The sequence below is a fragment of the Kitasatospora sp. NPDC101176 genome, from assembly GCF_044768035.1.
Lineage (GTDB): Bacteria > Actinomycetota > Actinomycetes > Streptomycetales > Streptomycetaceae > Kitasatospora.
The window spans coordinates 1-20457 of the sequence record NZ_JBIWPA010000005.1 but is presented as its reverse complement, the minus strand read 5'-3'; the positions used below and the strand labels follow the sequence as shown (position 1 = coordinate 20457).

Below are 20457 nucleotides of genomic sequence, written 5' to 3'. Positions count from 1 at the left end.
GCGTGGCCTAGCCGGCCAGGCGGTGGGCGAGGGCGCCCAGGTAGCGGTGGACGGTGGCGTCCTCGCCGGTCAGGTAGTGCGAGACCGCCCGGTCCACGGGCCGGCGGACCTCGCCGCGCTCGGTGACGGTCAGCGAGCAGCCCCGGCCGGCCGGGGTCAGCTCGTACGTCCAGGTCCCGCCGTAGGGCAGGTCGGGGTCGGCGATGCCGGTCACCAGGCGGTGCGGGGCCTCGCTCGCCACCACCTCGTACGTGGTGTGCCCGTGCCGGTCGTACTCGCGCCAGCGGGCCCGGCCGCCGGCCGCGGCGGGCAGCCGTTCCACGTGGGTGAGGCCGGGGCGCCAGGCCGGGTAGAGGTCGATGTCGGTGAGCACCTGCCACACCGCGCCGGGCGGCTGGGCCAGCTCCAGCCCGCCCTCGGTGACGTGCTCCACCGGCAGTCGCCGGCCGGCCCGGTCCGCCGCCAGCACCGCGGCCGCGACGGCCGCCACCGCGCCGCCCGCACCGATCCACAGCCATCGGTTCATCGGTCCGGCCCCTTCCGCCCGCGCCGCCCGCCCCCGTCCGCCAGCCCCCGTCCGTCCATCATCCCGCCACCGGGCCCGCGGGGCGCGCCGTCGCGCCGGGTGGCCGCCCGGCGACCGTCCGCGCCCGCCCCGGAGTGCTGACGGGCCGTCAGTCGAGGCGGTCCGGATATCCGCTGGATCGCGGCGGTCCGCTCCCCCAGACTGTCCCGGTGCCCGGCCGCGGTGCGCATCAAAGCCCGTAGGCTGGGCAGGTAGGGACCATGGAGCGAGGCGTTCCATGGGTGACGAGAGGTTCGACAGTCGGCAGCCGACCCGTCGGCGCCCCGGCAGGCCAGCCGAGGCGGCGCCGGTCCGACCGCCGACCGGAGGGAGACGCTGGGTGATCGAGCTGGAAGATGTTCCCGAGTTGATCGACCCGGTGATGGTCTGCGCCTTCGAGGGCTGGAACGACGCGGGCGACGCCGCCTCCGCGGCTCTGGCCCATCTCGACGAGACCTGGGGCGGCAAGGTGTTCGCCGCCCTGGACGCGGAGGACTACTACGACTTCCAGGTCAACCGGCCCACGGTCTGGCTGGACGGCGGGGTGCGCCGGATCACCTGGCCCACCACCCGGCTCTCGGTCGTCCGGGTCACCGAGCCGACCACCCGGGACGTCGTCCTGGTCCGCGGCATCGAGCCGAGCATGCGCTGGCGCTCGTTCTGCAACGAGCTGCTCGGCTTCGCGCACGAGCTGGGCGTCGAGCTGGTGGTGATCCTGGGCGCCCTGCTCGGCGACACCCCGCACAGCCGCCCGGTACCGGTCAGCGGGGTCACCTCCGACCCGGAGCTGGCCCGCCGGCTGGACCTGGAGGAGAGCCGCTACGAGGGCCCGACCGGGATCGTCGGGGTGCTGCAGGAGGCCTGCACGCACGCCGGGGTGCCGGCCGTGACGCTCTGGGCGGCGGTGCCGCACTACGTCGCGCAGCCGCCGAACCCCAAGGCGACGCTGGCACTGATCAACAAGCTGGAGGACCTGCTGGACCTGCGCATCCCGCCGGGCGAGCTCGGCGAGGACGCCCGCGCCTGGCAGCTGGGCGTGGACCAGCTGGCCGCCGAGGACAGCGAGGTGGCCGAGTACGTCCAGCAGCTGGAGGAGGCGCAGGACACCGCGGAGCTGCCGGAGGCGTCCGGCGACGCGATCGCCCGCGAGTTCGAGCGTTACCTGCGCCGCCGGGAGAACGTCGGCCCGACCGGCGAGAAGCCGGTGGCCGGGCACGCCACGGCGGAGCGGCCGGCCGCCGAGCCGGAGGCGCCGGGCCCGGCCCGGGAGAGCCAGGACGGCGCCGAGGAGGAGTAGGCCCTCCCCCGCCCGCACACGCCGAAGGGGCGTCAGGACCAGGTGTCCTGACGCCCCTTCGGCGTGTGCGCCGGAGCGACTAGAGCGCGACGCCGAGCAGCGCGTCCACCGCCCGGGAGACCAGACCGGGCGCGCCGGTGTCCGTCCCGCCGTCGGCCTCCTGCGCGGCGGCCCAGCGGTCGACGGCCGCCAGGGCGGCGGGCGCGTCCAGGTCGTCGGCGAGCGCCGTGCGCACCTCGGCGAGCAGCTGCTCGGCCGCCGGGCCGTCCGGCCGGGAGACGGCGGCCCGCCAGCGGCCGAGGCGCTCGACGGCCTCGTCCAGGGTGGCCTTGGTCCACTCCCAGTCCTCGCGGTAGTGGTGCGAGAGCAGGGCCAGGCGGATCGCCGCCGGGTCGACGCCCTCGCGGCGCAGCGCCGAGACGAAGACCAGGTTGCCGCGGGACTTGGACATCTTGTGGCCGTCGAGGGCGACCATCCCGGCGTGCACGTACGCCTTGGCGTACGGGTGGGCCCCGGTGGCGACGTGGGCGTGCGAGGCGCCCATCTCGTGGTGCGGGAAGGAGAGGTCGCTGCCGCCGCCCTGGATGTCGAAGGACATGCCGAGGTACTGCAGCGCGATGGCGACGCACTCGATGTGCCAGCCGGGCCGGCCGTGGCCGAGCTCGGTGTCCCACGCGGGCTCGCCCGGGCGGGCGGCGAGCCAGAGCAGCGCGTCCAGCGGGTTGCGCTTGCCGGGGCGGTCCGGGTCGCCGCCGCGCTCGGCGAAGACCGGGCGCATGGCGTCCCGGTCGAGGCCGGAGACCTCGCCGAAGTGCGGGTCGGCGTCGACGGAGAAGTAGATGTCGCCGTCCACGCGGTAGGCGGCGCCGTCGGCGAGCAGCTTCTGGACCAGCGGGACGATCCACGGGATCGACTCGACGGCGCCGATGTAGTGGGCCGGCGGCAGCAGGCGCAGGGCGGTCATGTCCTCGCGGAACAGGGCCGTCTCGCGCTCGGCCAGTGCGGTCCAGTCCTGCCCGGTGGCGACGGCGCGCTCCAGCAGCGGGTCGTCCACGTCGGTGACGTTCTGGACGTAGAGGACGTCGTGACCGGCGTCCTTCCACACGCGCTGCGCCAGGTCGAAGGCGTTGTAGGTGGCGGCGTGGCCCATGTGGGTCGCGTCGTAGGGGGTGATGCCGCAGACGTAGATCCGGGCGGTGCCGTCCTGCGGCACGACCTCGCGGACCTTGCCCGCTGCGGTGTCGAAGATACGGAGGGGGAGCCCCTGACCAGGCAGGGCGGGAACCTCGGAGGCGGGCCAGGCATGCATGGGATCGACTTTAACCTTGCGAACATTTGAAAGCCTAACCAGTACGCAAGATCGACTGGATTCGCTTCCTTTCGTTGCCTGACCGCCTCGCGACTGGTACGGGACCGGTCCTGACGGTTTCCGGGCGGTTTCCGGGCGCGGGTGAGCGCCCGGCCGGCCCTGCCGCCGACCGGGCGCCCGGCACCCCGGGGGACGCGGCCGGAGCCGCTACGACCGCTGCCAGAGGGCCGGCACGTTCGGCGGCTCCCAGCCGGCCATGGCGGTGTGCGCCTGGAGGCAGACGTAGGAGACGCCGGAGTAGGTGACGCGGTCGCCCGCCCGGTACGCCGTCCCGGCCCGCCAGCTGCCGCTCGGCGGCGTGGTCGGCGTTCCGGTGGGCGTGCCGGTGGGCGTCGCCGTCGGGGTCGGGCTCGGCGTGCCCGGGGTCTGCGGCACGTCGAGGACGAAGTCGTAGCTGCCCTCGCGGACCGGACCGTTCTGACGGACGTTCATCAGCAGCCGGGCGTCGTAGATGGTGTCCGTGCTGTTGCGCGGCTCGCCCGGGAAGTACAGCTGGGTGGTGAGCACCGGGCGGCCGGGCGCCTGGAGCTTGACGTGGATGTGCCGGGTGCGGCCCGGGTACAGGCCCGGCACGATCGTCTCCAGCTTGAAGGCGCCGTTGGCGTCGCTGAACTGGTGGCCGCGGAAGGTGTAGCCGGAGTTGTCGTAGGCACCGTTGTCATCCGCCTGCCAGAAGTCCAGCAGCACGCCGGGGACGGGGCGGCAGGCGCGGCCGAAGACGTAGCCGCTGACGGTCAGGCGGGTGCCGGGCCCGTCGTCGACCATGGAGCTGCGCAGCGGGGAGTTGGGCTTGAAGTAGGGCCCCTCGGTCTGCTCGACGGTGGGGGCGTCGCCGTCGTGGCACTCGGGGGTGAGGCCGGGGGCCCGGCCGGTGCCGGCCTGCTCGCGGGCCAGTGCGACGCCGCCGCCGACGAGCAGCGGGGCGGCCCCGAGCGCGGCGGCGGCCTTCAGTACGGTCTTGCGGCTGATCATGCCGTCGGGGCTGGGCATGCGCCCTCTCCTTCGGGTGGGGGAACGGGAGGTGGGGGGCGGCCCTTGCCATGGTGGGGGCATGACAAGGGCCTGACCGGCAGCCCGTCCGCGCGCGCCGGACCGGCCACCGGTGGCCACGGGAAAAACTACGGGCCGTCCGGCGACGCCGCGATGGACGAGATCCGGGGATCGTGGTGATTTCCGTCGACCCGGGCCCGGAACTCCCCCGGTGTCATCCCGGTCTCCCGCCGGAAGAAGCGGCAGAAGTACGCCGGGTCCGCGAAGCCGGCCTCCTTGGCCACCTGCCGGATGGTCAGGTCCGTGCAGGCCAGCAGCCGCTTGGCCTCCAGGGTCTGCTGGCGCCGGATCAGCCCGCCCGGGGTGCGGCCGGTGGCCTGCTTGACCAGGGTCTGCAGGTGGCCGGGCGAGACGCCGAGCTCCTGGGCGATCGAGGCGACCGAGTGCCGCACCCCGCCCGGCCCGGCGATCAACCGGGTGAAGGCGGTGGCCAGTTCGGCCGGCCGGCCGGGCGGGGACGGCCGGTCGCCCGGCTCGGCGGCCCGCAGCGCCCGGACGATCAGGATGTGCAGGCTGGCCCGCAGCACGCCCGGGTAGCCCGGCGGCCTGGACCGGTACTCCTGCTCCATGTCGGCGAGCAACGCGCCGATCGGACCGGCCTGTTCACCGAGCCCGATCGCCGGGCGGGCGGCCAGCGCGCGCAGCCCGGCGAGGTCCTGCGCGTTGCCCAGCAGGAAGTCCTCGTTGAACAGGACGACCCGGCCGGTGAGTTCGTCCGCGTCCGCCCAGTAGTGCACCTGGCCGGGCGTGATCACGCACAACTGCGGCGGCGCCAGCGACCGGTGGACCAGGTCCAGGACGTGGGCGCCGCGGCCACCGGTGACGTGCACGATCTCGTGGAAGGAGTGCCGGTGCGGGAAGCCCGCCCGGGAGAGCGGGCCGATCGTGTCGAAACTGCCGATGGCGAACGGGAGCAGGTGCGGCAGCGGGACCTGTAAGCGGTGCAGCGGCAGGTCCGGCGTGGCACGGGGGGTGGGGGTGGTCCGTCGCGCGTCCATCGGAGCAGTGTGCGGCCGGTTCGCGGACAGGTCCAGACCATCCGCCGGGCGGCCGCTCCGCGGGGCCGGCAGACCCGCTACACGGGCGGCCAGGGGATGGCCGGCCAGTCCTCCGAGGGCAGCGGATGGCGGCCGGAGCGGCGCAATCCGGCCACCCTGGCGCGGGTCGCCTCCAGTTCGGCCCCGGTCAGGTGCGGGGCCAGGCGCTCGCCCAGCTCGCCGTCCAGCCCCTCGGCCAGGGCGGCCAGCACCTCCAGCGCCTCGGCGGGCAGCCGGTCGCCCGCCCAGCCCCAGAGCAGGGTGCGCAGCTTGCCCTCGGTGTTGAAGGTGACGCCGTGGTCGATGCCGTAGACCCGGCCGTCGGCCGCCGGGATCAGGTGGCCGCCCTTGCGGTCGGCGTTGTTGAGCACCGCGTCCAGCACGGCGAGCCGGCGCAGCCGCCGGTCGTCGTGGTGCACCAGCAGCGCGGTGCGGCCCCCGCCGACCTCGGCCTGCACGATCGGCAGCCAGCCCTCCTCCGGCCCGCGCGGGTCCTGCAGGGCCAGCAGCGGCTCGGCCTGCGGATCCGGCTCGACCCACAGCTGCACCATGCCGGGCCCGTGCGGCCCGTCGCGCAGGACGGTCGGCGGGACCAGCGCCCAGCCGGTCGCCGCGGACACCTCGTAGGCGGCGACCTCGCGGCCGGCCAGCGTGCCGTCCGGGAAGTCCCAGAGCGGGCGCTCGCCGGCCACCGGCTTGTAGACCGCCTGGGCGCTCAGCGCGCCGAGCGCGACGGTGCAGTACAGGGCGGCGTTGGAGGCCTCGGTGAGCCGCCCGTGCACCGTCAGCCCGCCCTCGCGCAGCAGCTCCAGGGCGGTGGGCACGTCGGCGGCGAGGGCGGCGGCGGCCGCCGGGTCGGCCTGCGGCGGGGTCTCGGTGTTCAGCGCCGGTAGCCGTTCGCGCGCGGGCACAGGTGGCCCTCCGGGTCGAGCGGCAGGTTGCAGAACGGGCAGGGCTTGCGCCCGGCCGCGACCAGGTCCAGCGCCCGCTTGGCGAACACCCGGGCCATCGCGCCGGTCAGCCGGACCCGCAGCATGTCCGGGCCGTTGTCGTCGTCCTCGAAGACCGCCTCGGCGCCGTCCTCGTCCTCCTCCTCGTCGATCAGCGCCTGCGCCTCGACGACCAGGCAGCCGTCCGCGCTGTCCCAGGCCAGGGCCATCGTGCCGACCCGGAACTCCTGCTCCAGCGGGAGGTCCAGCGGGGCGGTGTCGAGCAGGTCCTGCGGGGCGGTCGCCGGGATGGCGACGTCCCCGCCGCTGCGCCGCAGGGCCTCGTCCAGGACCTCCTCGATCCGCTCGGCGAGCGCCGCCACCTGGGTCTTCTCCAGCAGCACGCTGGTGATCCGGCCCCGGGCGCTGGCCTGCAGGTAGAACGCCCTGGCGCCGGGCTGGCCGACGGTGCCGGCCACGAACCGTTCGGGCTGGTCGTAGAAGTAGACCTGACGGGTCACGCTCTCGCTCCGGATCGTGTCGGTCGTGGGGATCACAGGGATCGTCGGGAGGTCACCGGGACCGGTGGGAGGTCACGGGGCGGGCAGCCGTTCGGCGGCCCTGCCGGGGACCCGCCTCGCGGTGGGGCCCGTAAGTCACCCTACGACCTCCGGGGCCCGGCGGGGGAGCCGAGCCGGGCCGGGGCGCCCTGCGGGAGCAGCGCCGGTCGGACCGCACGCGGGACGGCACCCGCCGCCCCCGGCGGTGTCGTTGACGGCGTCAGGCGGTGCCGCCGACCACCGCGTCCCCGGCCGGGGCGGCCGGCCCGGGGCCGTGCTTCGGCGCGAGGGAGGCGAGGTCGCCGGTGTCGCCCATCCTCAGCACGAAGGGCCGGTGCGCGGTGTAGCGGATCGCGGTGACGGAGCAGGGCTCGACGCTGATCCGCTGGAAGTGGTCCAGGTGCAGACCGAGCGCGTCGGCCACCACCGCCTTGATGACGTCCCCGTGCGAGCAGGCCAGCCAGACGGCGTCCTCGCCGTGCTCGGCGGCGATCTTCCCGTTCCACTCCCGGACGGCGCTCACCGTGCGGTGGCTCAGCTCGCGCAACGACTCCCCGCCGGGGAAGGCCGCGGCGGCCGCGTGGTCCTGCACGGTGCGCCAGAGCGGCTCCTCGGCCAGCTCGGACAGCGGCCGGCCGGTCCACTCGCCGTAGTGGCACTCGCCCAGGCGCTCGTCCTCGGTGGGCGGGCCCAGTTCGGGCCGGGCCGCCAGCAGCGGCTCCAGGGTCTGCCGGCAGCGCTCCAGCGGGCTGCTCACGGCCTGCACGAGCGGGACGCCGGCGAGCCGGCCGGCCAGCGCGGCGGCCTGCGCGCGCCCGGTGTCGTCGAGCTCCACCCCCGGAGTCCAACCGGCCAGGATTCCGGCGGTGTTCGCGGTCGAGCGGCCGTGGCGGACGAGCAGCAGGGTGGGCATGGGCCTTAGCCTACGGCCTCCGGGCCCGGGCGTGGCCGGTGGGACCGGGCCCGTTCCGCCCCGGCCGGGTGCGCCCGGTGGGCCCGATCCGGTCCTGGTCCGTGCCCTCCGGCCGTCCCCGCGTCACAATGGCCCGCATGATCGTCCATTGCGCCAGTTACCACGACGGCCGCCGGATCGAGGGCCCCGACGACCTCGCGGGTGCGCTCGCCGCCGCACGGGCGGCCGGTCCTGGCGGTTTCGTCTGGATAGGCCTGTTCGAGCCCACCGCCGAGGAACTCGACCACGTCGGGAAGGAGTTCGCGCTGCACCCGCTGGCCGTCGAGGACGCGGTCAGCGCCCACCAGCGGCCCAAGGTCGAGGCCTACCAGGGCTCCCTGTTCGTCACCCTCAAGACGCTCGGCTACCACCCCGGCGCGCACGCGGTGACCAGCGGCGAGGTGATGGTCTTCCTCGGCACGGACTTCGTGATGACCGTCCGGCACGGCGAGGACACCCCGCTGTCCGGCCTGCGGGCGCGGCTGGAGCGGGAGCCCGACCTGCTGCGACTGGGGCCGAGCACCGTCCTGCACTCGGTCTGCGACACCGTGGTGGACGACTACGTGGACGTCGCCGGCGCGCTGCAGGGCGACCTGGACGAGCTGGAGGCGGACATCTTCTCCCCCGGCCGGACCGGCCGGGACACCGCCGGCCGGATCTACGGGTACAAGCGGCAGGTGATGACCGTCCGCCGCGCCACCGGGCCGCTGCTGGAACCGACGCTGCGACTGGCCCGCGGCGGCGAGCCCCACGTCCACCCGGAGACGCTGCCCTACCTGCGGGACGTCGCCGACCACCTGGCCCGGGTGAACGACCAGGTGGACGGTATGGACCGGCTGCTGTCCGACATCCTCAACGCCAACCTGGCGCAGGTCAGCGTGCAGCAGAACAACGACATGCGGAAGATCTCGGCCTGGGCGGCGCTGGCCGCCGTCCCGACGATGATCGCCGGCATCTACGGGATGAACTTCGACGACATGCCCGAGCTCCGCCAGCCCTGGGGCTACCCGGCGGTGCTGGCCCTGATGGTGGTCGTCTGCGTGGTGCTGCACCGGGTGTTCAAGCGGCACGACTGGCTGTAGGCCCCGCCCGGGGGCGCGCCCTCGGCCGGAGGCCCCGTCCGGGACCCGCCCTGCCGCCCCCCCGGGGGCGGCCCGGCAGCCGGCCCGCCGGCCGCCGGGCCGCGCTCCGGTCACGCCAGGCCGGCGCGCTCCAGCGCCTCGACTCCGGTGCGCAGCGCCAGGATCCGCTCCTCCAGGGTGAACCCGGACGGGGCCAGGGTGAGCGTGGTGACGCCGGCGTCGGCGTAGACCCGCATCCGGTCGGCGATCCGGGCGGTGTCGCCGATCAGCGATGTGGCGTCGATCAGGTCGTGCGGCACCGCGGCCGCGGCACCCGCGTAGTCCCTGGCCAGGTACTTCTCCTGGACCTCGTCGGCGGCCTGCTCGTAGCCCATCCGCCGGGCGAGCTGGTTGTAGAAGTTCTTCTCCTTGCTGCCCATGCCGCCGATGTACAGGGCGGCGTAGGAGCGCAGGGAGTCGACGCCGGCCTTGATGTCCTCGCCGACCGCGATGTTGACCGTCGGGCAGAGGTCGAAGCCGTCCAGGGTCAGCCCGGCCTTGGCGCGGCCGGCCCGCAGCGGGTCCAGCGAGAGCGCGGCGTGCTCGGGCGAGAAGAAGATGCCGAGCCAGCCGTCGGCCAGCTCACCGGTCTGCTCCAGGTTCTTCGGGCCGATCGCGGCGATGTACAGCGGGATGTGCTCGCGCACCGGGTGCACGGTGAGCTTGATCGGCTTGCCGGGGCCGCCGGGCAGCGGCAGCGTCCAGTGCTCGCCCTCGTGGACCAGGCGCTCGCGGGACATCGCCTTGCGGATGATCTCCACGTACTCGCGGGTGCGGGCCAGCGGCTTGTCGAACTTCACGCCGTACCAGCCCTCGGAGACCTGCGGGCCGGAGACGCCGAGACCGAGCCGGAACCGGCCGCCGGACAGGGTGTCCAGGGTCGCGGCGGTCATCGCGGTCATCGCGGGGGTGCGGGCCGGGATCTGGAAGATGGCCGAGCCGACGTCGATCCGCTCGGTCTTCGCGGCAACGAAGCTCAGCACCGTCGCGGCGTCCGAGCCGTACGCCTCGGCCGCCCAGCAGACCGAGTAGCCGAGCCGGTCCGCCTCCCGGGCCACCTCGACGTTGTCGGCGTCCATGCCGAGCCCCCAGTAGCCGAGGTTGATTCCGAGTCGCATGTGGCGGACCTTCCAGTCGGTAGGGGTTGGTGGCGAGGGTAACCGTGCACGCGCCGGTCATGCTACTGGCCGGTAGTGGTGGTCTGGGTCACACCGCGGGCCCTCCCCGCGAGCACCGGCGGCGGTGATCGTTCTGCGGGTCTGCACCCCAGGCCGTGCACCGGCCGCTACGCTCAGCCGACGTGGGGACCGCTCTCCCCACCTGCGCGTTCACAGGGCTACCGGCGCTCCCGGTGCCACGGCCAGTGGAGGGCCCGTCCGATGGAACAGCGTCACCTCGGCCGTACCGGTCTGCGGGTCTCCCGGCTCGGCCTCGGCACCATGACCTGGGGCCGCGACACCGACGAGCACGAGGCCGCGGAACAGCTCAAGGAGTTCGTCGACGCCGGCGGCACCCTGCTCGACACCGCCGACGTGTACGCCGACGGCGGGGCCGAGTACCTGATCTCCCGGCTCACCGACAACCTCGTCCCCCGCTCCGACCTCGTCATCGCCACCAAGGCCGGCAGCGTCCCCGAGTCCGCCCGCCGCTTCGACGGCTCCCGCGGGCACCTGCTCGCCGCGCTGGACGCCTCGCTGCACCGGCTCGGCACCGACTACGTCGACCTCTGGCAGGTGCACTCCTTCGATCCCTCGACCCCCACCGAGGAGACCCTCGGCGCCCTCGACATCGCCGTCACCTCGGGACGCGCGCGGTACGTCGGCGTCTGCGACTTCAGCGGCTGGCAGCTCGCCAAGGCCGCCACCTGGCAGCACGCCCGGCACGGCCGGACCCCGCTGGCCGGGGCGCAGCTGGAGTACTCGCTGCTGCAGCGCGGCATCGAGCGCGAGGCGCTGCCCGCCGCGCTGGACGCCGGGGTCGGGCTGCTCGCCGCCTCGCCCCTCGGGCGCGGGGTGCTCACCGGCAAGTACCGGCACGGCGTGCCGCAGGACTCCCGCGGCGCGTCGCCCTACCTGTCCGGATTCGTCCAGCCCTACCTCGGCGAGCGCTCGCGGCGGATCGTCGACGCCGTCGCCACCGCCGCGGACGGGCTCGCCAGCAGCCCGCTCGCGGTCGCCCTCGCCTGGGTCCGGGACCGTCCCGGGGTGGCCAGCGCGCTGATCGGGGCCCGGACCGTGGCACAGCTGCAGGCGGCGCTGTCGGTGGAGGCCCTTACGCTTCCGGGTGAGATCCGTGGTGCGCTGGACGACATCTCGTCACCGGTGCACCGCTACCCGGACCAGGGGTGGAGCGAGCTCTAGCCCTCGTCGAGCAGAACACGCAGTGGAGTGACCTTTGGAGCGGACGATGAGTGACACGGAGAACGGCGCTCCGGAGGAGACCACGGGACGGTCGGGCGACGCGGGCGGCCCGGCCGGCCCGACGGCCGCGGAGGGCCCGGACCGGGCCGCCGCGATCGCCGAGCTGGCCCAGCGCATCCGCAGCGTCGGGCCGCAGGCCACCGCACCCGGGGGCGAGGACGCCCCGCCCGCCGCCGCACCGTCGCCGGCCCCCGCGGGGCCGTCCGCACAGCCCGACCGGCAGCGCGCGCAGGCCCTGCAGGACACCGCCGGGGTGCTGGCCGCCGGCGGCGCCCCGACCGACCTCGCGGCCGCCGCCGTGGCCGAGTTCGGCGACGGCGCCGCCGAACAGCTGCGCAGCGACCCGTGGTCGGTACTGGCCCTGCCCGGCGTCCGCCCCGAGCACGCGGACGGCTTCGCCCGCGGCCTGCTCGGCCCGGCTGCCGGCCCCGGGGACCCTCGCCGCGCCCAGGCGCTGGTGCCCTGGCTGCTGGAGCAGTCCGCGCTGCGCGGCCACTCCGCGGTGGAGATCGCCGAGGTCGCGGCCGGGCTCGAGCGCCACCGGCTGCCCGACTCGGCCGAGGCGATCCAGGCCGCCGTGCTGGACGGGCGCGCGATGGCGTTCCAGGAGGAGCTGACCGGCCCCGGGGCGCACGCGGCGGGCGGCGACGAGGACGAGGAGCCGCCGACCCGGACGCTGCTCGCCCTGGAGCGGCTGGCGCTGGCCGAGGAGAGCCTCGCGGACGGGCTGGTCCGGCTGATGTCCACCTTCGTGCCGGGCGAGGACGCGAAGCCCGGCGCCGAGGACGACGCAGGCCCGGCCGACGCGGACGGGGCCGCCGGGGCGGCCGACGCCGAGGGCGCGGAAGGGGGCGCGGGCCCCGAGGGCTCCGAGGGCTCCGAAACCTCCGAAGGCTCCGAAGGCTCCGAGGGCACCGCCGAGGAGGGCACCGCGGGGCCGGCCGTCACCCCCGCCGCCCCCGGCCCGGCCGCGTGGGCCGCCGCCGCCGAGGCCGCGCCCTCCTCCTCCGCGACCGCACTGATCCGGGCCGTCGCCGACAGCGCGCTGGTGCTGCACACCGGCGGCGAGGCCGCCCGGGCCGAACCCGCCGCCCTGCTGGCCGCCGCCCGCGGGCTCGGCCTGCGGGCCTGGGCCGCCACCTGGACCGACCAGGGCCGGGACTCCCTCGCCGCGCTCGCCGACGGGAGCACCGAACCGCCCGCGCCCGTGGTCACCCTCGGCGAGCTGCTCTCCGGCACCGCCGGCCCCGGCCGCTCCCCGGACGGCACGCTCGCCCTGGACGTCCTGGTCGTCCTCGACGCCCCGCTGCTGGACGTCGAACTGGCCGCCACCGTCCTGGAGTCGCTCGCCGACGGCACCCGACTGGTGCTCAGCGGCGACCCGGGCCAGCTGTGGTCCGCCGGCCCCGGCCGGTTCTTCGCGGACCTGCTGGCCGCCAAGGCCTGCCCGGCGGTCGCCTCCCGCACCCCGGACTTCGGCCCGATCGGCGAACTGGTCTCCGGCGTCGGCATCGGCGAGCTCCAGCCGGTCGAGGCGCCGGACAAGGAGGTGGTCATCCTGACCGCCAAGGACGGCGGCGAGGCCGTCCACCGCGCCGTCCAGCTGCTCACCGACTCCATCCCGCGCGCCCTCGGCATCCCCGCCGAGCAGGTCGTGCTGCTCACCCCCGGCCACGGCGGGCCGGCCGGCACCCGGGCGCTGAACGCCGCCGCCAAGGCCCGGCTCAACCCGGGCCCCGGCCGGTTCGGCGGCTTCGACCCGGGCGACCGCGTGGTCGACTCGCCCGCCCCCGGCCTCAGCCGCCCGGCCCGGGTGCTGGACGGCGACGCCACCGGCCTGCACCTGGAGTACGCGGACGGCTCGCACCGGACGGTGCCGCCCGCCGAGGCCGGCCGGCTGCGGCACGGCTGGGCACTGACCGTCCACCAGGCGCTCGGCCGCCGCTGGCCGGGAGCGGTCGTGGTGATCCCGGAGGACGCCGCGCCGGTGCTCACCCGGCAGTGGGTCTACACCGCCTTCGGCCGCGGCGAGCGGCACCTGTCCGTGGTGCACGCCGCGGGCCCGGCGCTCGTGCAGGCCGTCGCCGAGCGCCCGGCGCAGCCGCGCACCACCCGGCTGCGGGCGATCCTCGCCGAGAACGCCGCCGCGGAGTACTGAGCGGCCCGGGGGCACCGGGGGTGGGCGCAGCGGAGTGCGGGGCGCCCCGCCCCCGGGTGCCCCCGGAACGCGCGGCGGGCGGGTCCACGCACCGTGGGCCCGCCCGCCGTTGTCCGGCCGCTCAGTCGTCGAGGTCCTCGTCGTCGTAGACCTCGCTCACGTCGAACCGGCAGATCAGCAGCTGCGGGTCGGCGTGCTCGAAGGGCTCCGGCAGCCACTCCCCCGGTTCGGTCGGCTCCGCGGCCGCGACCCAGAGCGTCGAGTCCGCCTCCTCCAGCCCGAACTCCTCGCTGCGGGCGGCGATCTCGTCCGGCTCGTACTCGCCGAACAGCACGCCGATCGCGGCGTTCATCCCGCCGCTGCCGCCGCCGCCCGGGGTCAGCGACTCGTCGAGCCGCTCGGCCTGGGCGCGCAGCCGCTTGGGGTCGGCGATGTGGTAGTCGCGGCGGATCAGCACGCTGATCGCCTCGGGCTGTTCGGGGCCGTGGTAGCCGCCCGGGCCCTCGTCCCCGGGGATCTCGAAGGGGGTGACCTCGTCGTAGACCTCGTAGAGGAGTTGGTCGTACGCGATGGCCGCCGTCGCGAGCTGCTCGTAGGCGGCGGACACAGCGGGATCATCCGCTGCGCTGGGGCTTGACACCGCTTCCAGATGACGGTCGATGGCGGCCTTGACCGCCTCGGCGGCGGCGCGTACCTCGGCAATGGTGGGCTGCGCGGCATCAGACATGGTGCAGACGCTATCTCCCCGCGGCGCCGGTACGCACAGCGGTTGTCACCTACACCCTCGATTTCACCGCAACTTCCCCCCTGATGTCCGATCCAGGCGGTTCTGTCCCCGCGCACCAGCGGCGCAGAGGGCGTGCGGCGGGGCCGGCGAGGCCGTTCGAGTGCCGCTTCACGCGCCGGGATCGGGGGTATCCCGTCCCCAGGAACAACGGAACTGATGCCCTGTCAGTCGAGCGGGGTCCGGCCCGGCCGGGAGGTCGGCCGGAAATACCCCGCCGGCTGTCCGGGGCAGGTCGTAGGCTTGCGTGCAGGTGATCCCCAGGAGGAGCGTCTTGACCCCACCGAAGCCGGTCCGGCAGCCGGAGTACGAGTACCAGTCGCTGCGCATGCCGCGCGGCACCACGCGCAACGCCGCGCGCCAGCTACTCACCGAGCACGCCGAGTACGGGCACTGGGAACTCGACCGGTTGCGGTTGTTCCCCGACGGCAGCCGGACGGTGCGGCTGCGGCGGCGGATCATCCGGCAGGTCCGGAGCTGGTGACGCCGTGACGTCCGCACGCTGAACGCCCGCGCCCGCGGCCACCGGTGGTCCGGTGGCCGCGGGCGCGCGGTGTCCTGCGTGCGGGCCCGGCGGGTGCGGTCCGCCGGGCCCGGCGGGGCGGTCGAGCGGGTGGCTCAGCGGGCGCCGGCGCGGGCGCGGCGGTAGAGCACGCCGCCGCCGAGCAGCAGGGCGAGCCCGGCGGCACCGAGCAGTTCGACGTCACCGGCGCCGGTGGAGGCCAGCTGGCCGCCCGTGGCGGTGCCGGGGGCGGCGGCCGCCGGGGAGGCAGTGCGGTCCGCGGCCGGGACGGCCTGGCCGCTCGGGCCGGCGCCGTTGCCCACCGGCGCGGCGGCCGGGGTCGACGGGGTGACGGTGCCGCCGGAGGGGCCGCCGTTGCGCGAGCCGCCCGGGGTGGTCTCGCCACCGGTCTGCGGCGGAGTCGAGGGCGGGGTGCTCGGCGGGGTGGACGGGCCGTGCTCCTCGGGGCAGTCGTCGGTCGGCTTCGGCTTGGGCTTCGGTGCCGGGGAGTGCTGCGCGACCGAGCCGCACTCGTTGCCGAAGGCGGGGTTGGCGGCGCCGACCACGTCGACGGAGTTGCCGCAGGCGTTGACCGGGACGTGCACGGGGGCCTGGATGCTGTTGCCGGAGGCCACGCCGGGCGAGTGGGCGGCGGCCCCGGAGGCGGACGCGCCCGAGGCGGAGGAGCCCCGGCCAGAGCCGGCGCCGCCGGGCTGGGCGGCGTCGTGGTGGCCGCTGATGTTGGCGCAGCGGTTGCCGTAGGACGGGTTGAGCGCGCCGATCACGTCCACGGTGTTTCCGCAGGCGTTGATCGGCACCTCGACCGGCACCTGCACCGAGTTGCCGGAGGCGACGCCGGGAGAGCCGGCGGCACCCCCCTGGGCCTCGGCGCCCGCGTAGGCGTAGCCGGCGGTCGAGGCCAGGACACTGCCGGTGGCCACGGCCGTGAGGATCCCCTTCTTGGCTACATTCCTCATCTTTTCCCCTGACGTATCGAGCGTATCGAGAACGACGCGATGACCTTGGCGCAAACATCGTCGGAAAGTCGGAATTTCGGTATATCCGGATATCCGGCAAGGTCTTCGACTGCACAGGAGTTAACGAGAGGAGAACGGCGAGGTTGAGCCGAACGAACCAGCTTCACCCGATCGAGTGATAGAACCCCATTCGGCGCCCAAACCCGGTTCACCCGGACGGGTTCGCCCGAACGGGCGGACCCGCACCCGCCCGGCCCCGGCGCGCGAACGGCCCCCGGGGGCGGCGCGTCCGCCGCCCCCGGGGGCCGGATGGGTCGTGCTCGACGAGCCTCGGCGGCTCGGAGCGCGACTAGAAGTTGGCGCAGTGGTTGCCGAACGCCGGGTTCAGCACGCCGATCACGCTGACGGTGTTGCCGCACAGGTTGACCGGGATGTGCACCGGGATCTGGATCTGGTTGCCGGCGACGACACCCGGGGAGCCGGCGGCCACGCCCTCGGCGGCGGCACCGCCGTGAGCGGACGCGACACCGGCGGCGGCGATCACCAGGCCACCGGTGGCGGCGGCGACGGCGGCGATCTTCTTGACCTTCATCATTCCTCCTGTGTGGACAACGCAACCCGTTCGGCGGGCTGCACAGGGATGAACGACGGTGTGGCAAACGGGGTACGGAACAGATTTGCCATTCACTCGCAACGGTGAATGCTCGCACAGTCAATCGACCGGAATTCCCTTGCAGAATCGTTCCTGTCGATCTCCTGCGTCCATCCCACAATCATGAGCTCGGACAATGCGGACGGCCCGCCCCCGGCACCCCGGGAACGGGCCGTCCACCACCCCCGGCCGGCCGGGGGCAGCCGCTCAGCAGGCGTCGAGGAACCGGTCCAGCACCCGGACGCCGAACTTCAGGCCGTCCACCGGCACCCGCTCGTCCACGCCGTGGAACATCCCGGCGAAGTCCAGCTCCGGCGGCAGCTGCAGCGGCGCGAAACCGAAGCAGCGGATGCCGAGGTCCTGGAACGACTTGGCGTCCGTCCCGCCCGACAGGCAGTACGGCACCGCGCGGGCGATCGGGTCCTCGGCCCGCAGCGCCGTCTGCATCGCCTCCACCAGCGCGCCGTCGAAGCTCGTCTCGATCGCCCGGTCCGAGTGCAGGCTCTCCCGCTTCACGCGCGGGCCCAGCACGCTGTCCAGCTCGGCCAGGAACTCCTCCTCGTAGCCGGGCAGGAAGCGGCCGTCCACGTGCGCGGTGGCCTGGCCGGGGATCACGTTCACCTTGTACCCGGCGCCGAGCATGGTCGGCTGGGCGGTGTTGCGCAGCGTGGTGCCGATCATCTTGGCGATGCCGCCGAGCACCCGCAGCGTCTCGTCCATGTTCTCCGGGTCCAGCTCGACCCCGAGTGCGTCCGACAGCTCGTCCAGGAAGGCCCGCACGGTCTTGGTGATCCGCAGCGGGAACTTGTGCCGCCCGAGCCGGGCGACCGCCTCGCACAGCTCGGTGATCGCGTTGTCGTCGTTCTCCATCGAACCGTGCCCGGCCCGGCCCTCGACCGTCAGACGCATCCAGTGCATGCCCTTCTCGGCCGTCTCCACCAGGTAGAGCCGCACCTGGTCGTTGACCGTGAAGGAGAAGCCGCCGACCTCGCCGATGCCCTCGGTCACGCCCTCGAACAGCTCCGGGTGCTTGTCCACCAGGAACCGCGCGCCGTAGGTGCCACCGGCCTCCTCGTCCGCGACGAAGGCCAGCACCAGGTCCCGCGGGGGCTTGCGCCCGGTGCGCAGCCGGTCGCGGACCACCGCGAGGGTCATCGCGTCCATGTCCTTCATGTCCACCGCGCCGCGGCCCCAGACGCAGCCGTCCGCGATCTCCCCGCCGAACGGGTCGTACGTCCAGTCCGCGGCGTTGGCCGGCACCACGTCGGTGTGGCCGTGGATCAGCAGGCCCGGGCGGGAGCGGTCCTCGCCCTCGATCCGCACCACCGTCGAGGCCCGCCCCTTGGCCGACTCGAAGATCTGCGGTTCCAGCCCGAACTCGGCGAGCTGCTCGGCCACGTACTCGGCCGCCTTCCGCTCGCCCGGGCCGGAGCCGTCCCCGTAGTTGCTGGTGTCGATCCGGATCAGATCGCGACAGATCCCGGCGACCTCCGACTCAGCCGTCACCTTCGGCGCCGCCGACTCGCTCCGCTCGCTCACGGTCACTCCTCGTCTCTGGCCCGCACCGGCACACCAGCGCGCCACCCCGGGACCTGCACCCGGGACGTACGAGCACGTCCGCCCATCCTCTCCCAGCCCCCCGGCCGGATCCACCCCCCGCACGGCCCCGAAACCCCCTGGTCACGCCCCCGCCACAGGCACCCCCTTGCCCCCGCCACCAGCCCCGCTCCCCCGCCCGGGGCCGTTTTGGGAGCTCAAGCCGATCTTTGCTACAGTTACATCTGTCAGCGCGACGGACGAGAGATCGGAAGCCGCGAGGGCGACACCCGGTCCGGGTGGCGGAATGGCAGACGCGCTAGCTTGAGGTGCTAGTGCCCTTTATCGGGCGTGGGGGTTCAAGTCCCCCCTCGGACACCGAAGATGCGGGTCAGGAGAAATCCTGGCCCGCATTTCGCGTTGGTGCGGCGGATCAGCGGGCCGGGACGGCGACCAGGGCGCCGGGAGCGCCGCGTGGCCGCCCGGGACGGGGTTCCCGGCCGCGAAGACGCCCGTCATCACGGCGCCGGCGGCGAACCGGCCGCGCGGCGGGGGCGGCGGGCGCGGGGGTGGCCCTGTCCGAGGCCGGGCGGGTCGTCCGGCCCGGGTCCACCGCCGCTCCGGGGTCCGATGCGGGGTCCGGTCCGGGGGAACGCGGCGTCGGCGGTGCGGCCCGCCGCCCCGGCGCCCCCGCGGTCCGCCGGACGCGCGCTACGGCCGGCCGCTGGCCTGGCGGTGGCTGCCGGGGTGCGGGACGGATGCCGGGACGGTGTGCCCGGTGTGGTCGTCGGTGTGCCAGGACTGGGACTGGAAGGCGAGGAAGACGGCGCACCACCGCCGCTCGGCGGGCAGGTGGATGAGCAGGGCGCCGTCCTGGTAGACGCCGTCGTCGGCCTTGAAGCGGCCGCCGTTGCCCTGGTTCATGTGCACGTCGTGCACGCCGTTGCCGGGCAGGAAGCCGAACACCTTGTCCGGGACCGCGGGTTCGGGGCCGAAGCGCTGCCCGAAGACGTAGAGCGCGGCCGCTGGGTCGGCGATCGCGCGGTGGACCTGGCGGTCGAGCAGGTCGGCGAGGTCGTTGTCGGGGCCGGGGAGGTCGGGCGGCAGGACGCGCATCGTCGCGGGGTCGAAGAGGCGGCTGCGGACGTAGTCCAGGCTCGCCGTGCCGGGGCGGGACGGGAGCGGGTTCCAGCCGCTGCCGGCCGGTGGGAGGAGGGCGGTGACGGGGTGCCGGAAGTCCTCGAAGACCAGGTAGCGCAGGTCGGCGGGGGCCTGCTGGGAGAGGACGTTGACGGCGGCGCGGTAGTCGGTGCCGTGCTGGTCTCGCAGGTGGATCTGGTAGTGCGGGGTGTCGGTGGCGCCCTCGCGGCGCCGGTCGACGGCGGTGGCGGCGAGCACGCCGTAGGCACGGATCGGCATGGGTGGCGGTCCTCGGTTCTCGGGCTCGGGTTCTCGGCCCCGGCGGGCGTCCGGCCCTCCGGTCCTCGCACCCGTTATCGCGCACCGCGGGCTCCGGGTTCCGCCGAATCGACAGCTGTTCATCTGCCGTCCCCCGAAGGGGGTTTCCCGTCACGGGACCTTGACGAGGACCGGTGCCCGGGCGACCCCGGAGCGCCCCGCGCTCAGACCCGGCGGACGTCGCCGAGCGCGCTCTCGATGCCCTGGACCATCCGCCACAGCGGCGCCCGGCGGCTGGCGACCAGCACCACCACGTCGTCCGCCGCGGAACCGTCGGAACCGTCGCGGGCGGCGCCGTCCGGGCCGGCCTCCGCGGGCCGGTCGTTCCAGGTGCCGGTGACGAAGGCCATCGCCGCGTCCACCTCGCCCACCCAGTCGCTCTCCCCGCCCGAGCGCAGCCAGGTGCGCAGGGCGTGGTTGTGCGCGGCGACCACGGCGGCGGCGATCACGTCGGCGCGCAGCGGCCCGTCCGGCCGGTCGGCGAAGCGGTCCCGCAGGTAGGCCGCGAGGGTGTGCTCGTAGCGCCAGACCACCGACAGCTCGTACGCCCGCAGGCCGGGCACCTTGCGGGTGAGGCGGTAGCGCTGGACGGAGAAGGAGGGCTGCTCGGCGTACATCCGCAGGACGAGGCGGGCGGCGTCGCAGGCGTGCTTGACCGGGTCCTCCTCGCCGGAGCCGGACTCCAGGAACTCCGTCATCTCGGCGAGGCTGCGCTCGTGGTCCGGGAAGACCACGTCCTCCTTGGCCGGGAAGTAGCGGAAGAAGGAGCGGCGGCCGACCCCGGCGAGCGAGACGATGTCGTCCACGGTGGTCTGCTCGAAGCCGCGTTCCAGGAAGAGCTCGAAGGCCGCGGCGACGAGTGCCTCACGCATCGCCGGCTTGGCGGGCCCGTCGTTCATGGGCAGGTCCTGTTCTTCCTTCTCGCTCATGCCCGGAACATAGCATCGGCCCCGAACGGCCGGCCGGAGCCCGACCGGCCGTCCGGTGCGCCTCGGGGGGGGGTGCGTTACGGCAGGTTGCGGGCCATGACGATGCGCTGGACCTGGTTGGTGCCCTCGTAGATCTGCGTGATCTTCGCGTCCCGCATCAT

Annotated in this window: 20 protein-coding genes and 1 tRNA gene; 6 read left to right on the top strand and 15 right to left on the bottom strand. The window is 74.7% G+C overall.

Features of this window, described 5'->3' with window-relative positions; all coding sequences use genetic code 11:
- Window positions 1-7 precede the first annotated feature (7 nt).
- Window positions 8-526: an SRPBCC domain-containing protein gene (locus ACIRS1_RS09795; protein ID WP_402838226.1), complete on the bottom strand. Its 519-nt coding sequence runs from the start codon at window positions 524-526 to the stop codon at window positions 8-10.
- 379 nt (window positions 527-905) lie between these two features.
- Between ACIRS1_RS09795 and ACIRS1_RS09790 the strand changes: the two genes are divergently transcribed.
- Window positions 906-1862, top strand: a complete 957-nt coding sequence (locus tag ACIRS1_RS09790; protein WP_360223435.1) for a PAC2 family protein — start codon at window positions 906-908, stop codon at window positions 1860-1862.
- A 79-nt stretch (window positions 1863-1941) separates the two neighbouring features.
- Here ACIRS1_RS09790 and mshC read toward each other — a convergent pair whose 3' ends face one another.
- The 6 genes from mshC to ACIRS1_RS09760 form a co-directional block, all read right to left on the bottom strand.
- Window positions 1942-3171 carry a cysteine--1-D-myo-inosityl 2-amino-2-deoxy-alpha-D-glucopyranoside ligase gene (gene mshC, locus ACIRS1_RS09785; protein ID WP_360223225.1) on the bottom strand — a complete coding sequence of 410 codons (1230 nt, stop codon included), beginning with the start codon at window positions 3169-3171 and terminating at the stop codon, window positions 1942-1944.
- Window positions 3172-3378: 207 nt separating this feature from the next.
- Complete coding sequence (locus ACIRS1_RS09780; RefSeq protein WP_402838224.1) at window positions 3379-4284, bottom strand: carbohydrate-binding protein; 906 nt, start codon at window positions 4282-4284, stop codon at window positions 3379-3381.
- A gap of 65 nt (window positions 4285-4349) precedes the next feature.
- Window positions 4350-5279: an AraC family transcriptional regulator gene (locus ACIRS1_RS09775; protein WP_360223231.1), complete on the bottom strand. Its 930-nt coding sequence runs from the start codon at window positions 5277-5279 to the stop codon at window positions 4350-4352.
- Window positions 5280-5356: 77 nt separating this feature from the next.
- Window positions 5357-6130, bottom strand: coding sequence for an SCO1664 family protein (locus ACIRS1_RS09770; RefSeq protein WP_387907808.1), 774 nt, complete (start codon window positions 6128-6130; stop codon window positions 5357-5359).
- A 68-nt stretch (window positions 6131-6198) separates the two neighbouring features.
- Window positions 6199-6768, bottom strand: a complete 570-nt coding sequence (locus tag ACIRS1_RS09765; protein ID WP_360223234.1) for a DUF3090 domain-containing protein — start codon at window positions 6766-6768, stop codon at window positions 6199-6201.
- Window positions 6769-7027: 259 nt separating this feature from the next.
- Entirely contained in the window at window positions 7028-7720 is a 693-nt protein-coding gene (locus ACIRS1_RS09760) for an MSMEG_4193 family putative phosphomutase (RefSeq protein ID WP_360223237.1), read from the bottom strand.
- Window positions 7721-7848: 128 nt separating this feature from the next.
- On the opposite strand from ACIRS1_RS09760, the gene ACIRS1_RS09755 reads away from it, so the two are divergent.
- Window positions 7849-8841, top strand: a complete 993-nt coding sequence (locus tag ACIRS1_RS09755) for a magnesium and cobalt transport protein CorA (RefSeq protein WP_360223240.1) — start codon at window positions 7849-7851, stop codon at window positions 8839-8841.
- A gap of 110 nt (window positions 8842-8951) precedes the next feature.
- Here ACIRS1_RS09755 and ACIRS1_RS09750 read toward each other — a convergent pair whose 3' ends face one another.
- Window positions 8952-9998 carry an LLM class F420-dependent oxidoreductase gene (locus ACIRS1_RS09750; RefSeq protein WP_360222987.1) on the bottom strand — a complete coding sequence of 349 codons (1047 nt, stop codon included), beginning with the start codon at window positions 9996-9998 and terminating at the stop codon, window positions 8952-8954.
- Between the two features lie 261 nt (window positions 9999-10259).
- On the opposite strand from ACIRS1_RS09750, the gene ACIRS1_RS09745 reads away from it, so the two are divergent.
- Both ACIRS1_RS09745 and ACIRS1_RS09740 read left to right on the top strand, forming a co-directional pair.
- A complete protein-coding gene (locus ACIRS1_RS09745) occupies window positions 10260-11240 on the top strand; it encodes an aldo/keto reductase (RefSeq protein ID WP_360222990.1) in 981 nt (326 codons plus the stop codon).
- 46 nt (window positions 11241-11286) lie between these two features.
- Window positions 11287-13458 carry a helix-hairpin-helix domain-containing protein gene (locus tag ACIRS1_RS09740; protein WP_402838221.1) on the top strand — a complete coding sequence of 724 codons (2172 nt, stop codon included), beginning with the start codon at window positions 11287-11289 and terminating at the stop codon, window positions 13456-13458.
- Window positions 13459-13579: 121 nt separating this feature from the next.
- Here the strand turns inward: ACIRS1_RS09740 and ACIRS1_RS09735 are convergent, their stop codons facing one another.
- Entirely contained in the window at window positions 13580-14185 is a 606-nt protein-coding gene (locus tag ACIRS1_RS09735; RefSeq protein WP_360222996.1) for a hypothetical protein, read from the bottom strand.
- A gap of 331 nt (window positions 14186-14516) precedes the next feature.
- On the opposite strand from ACIRS1_RS09735, the gene ACIRS1_RS09730 reads away from it, so the two are divergent.
- Window positions 14517-14726 (top strand): DUF5703 family protein, encoded by a 210-nt coding sequence (locus ACIRS1_RS09730; protein ID WP_280681853.1) that lies wholly within the window; start codon window positions 14517-14519, stop codon window positions 14724-14726.
- A gap of 134 nt (window positions 14727-14860) precedes the next feature.
- Here ACIRS1_RS09730 and ACIRS1_RS09725 read toward each other — a convergent pair whose 3' ends face one another.
- The 3 genes from ACIRS1_RS09725 to ACIRS1_RS09715 all read right to left on the bottom strand — a co-directional run bounded on the left by ACIRS1_RS09725 (window position 14861) and on the right by ACIRS1_RS09715 (window position 17912).
- Window positions 14861-15721: a chaplin gene (locus tag ACIRS1_RS09725; protein ID WP_402838218.1), complete on the bottom strand. Its 861-nt coding sequence runs from the start codon at window positions 15719-15721 to the stop codon at window positions 14861-14863.
- A gap of 349 nt (window positions 15722-16070) precedes the next feature.
- Window positions 16071-16313: a chaplin gene (locus ACIRS1_RS09720; protein WP_387907810.1), complete on the bottom strand. Its 243-nt coding sequence runs from the start codon at window positions 16311-16313 to the stop codon at window positions 16071-16073.
- A gap of 267 nt (window positions 16314-16580) precedes the next feature.
- Window positions 16581-17912 (bottom strand): M20/M25/M40 family metallo-hydrolase, encoded by a 1332-nt coding sequence (locus tag ACIRS1_RS09715; protein WP_360223005.1) that lies wholly within the window; start codon window positions 17910-17912, stop codon window positions 16581-16583.
- Window positions 17913-18202: 290 nt separating this feature from the next.
- On the opposite strand from ACIRS1_RS09715, the gene ACIRS1_RS09710 reads away from it, so the two are divergent.
- A tRNA-Leu gene (locus ACIRS1_RS09710) sits at window positions 18203-18287 on the top strand.
- A gap of 333 nt (window positions 18288-18620) precedes the next feature.
- On the opposite strand, the gene ACIRS1_RS09705 is transcribed toward ACIRS1_RS09710, so the two are convergent.
- The 3 genes from ACIRS1_RS09705 to ACIRS1_RS09695 all read right to left on the bottom strand — a co-directional run.
- Complete coding sequence (locus ACIRS1_RS09705) at window positions 18621-19328, bottom strand: DUF2278 family protein (RefSeq protein WP_402838215.1); 708 nt, start codon at window positions 19326-19328, stop codon at window positions 18621-18623.
- Between the two features lie 203 nt (window positions 19329-19531).
- Window positions 19532-20239: a TetR family transcriptional regulator gene (locus ACIRS1_RS09700; RefSeq protein ID WP_360223011.1), complete on the bottom strand. Its 708-nt coding sequence runs from the start codon at window positions 20237-20239 to the stop codon at window positions 19532-19534.
- Between the two features lie 134 nt (window positions 20240-20373).
- Window positions 20374-20457 (bottom strand): acyl-CoA dehydrogenase family protein (locus ACIRS1_RS09695; RefSeq protein ID WP_094743042.1); only part of this gene is annotated, 84 nt, incomplete at its 5' end.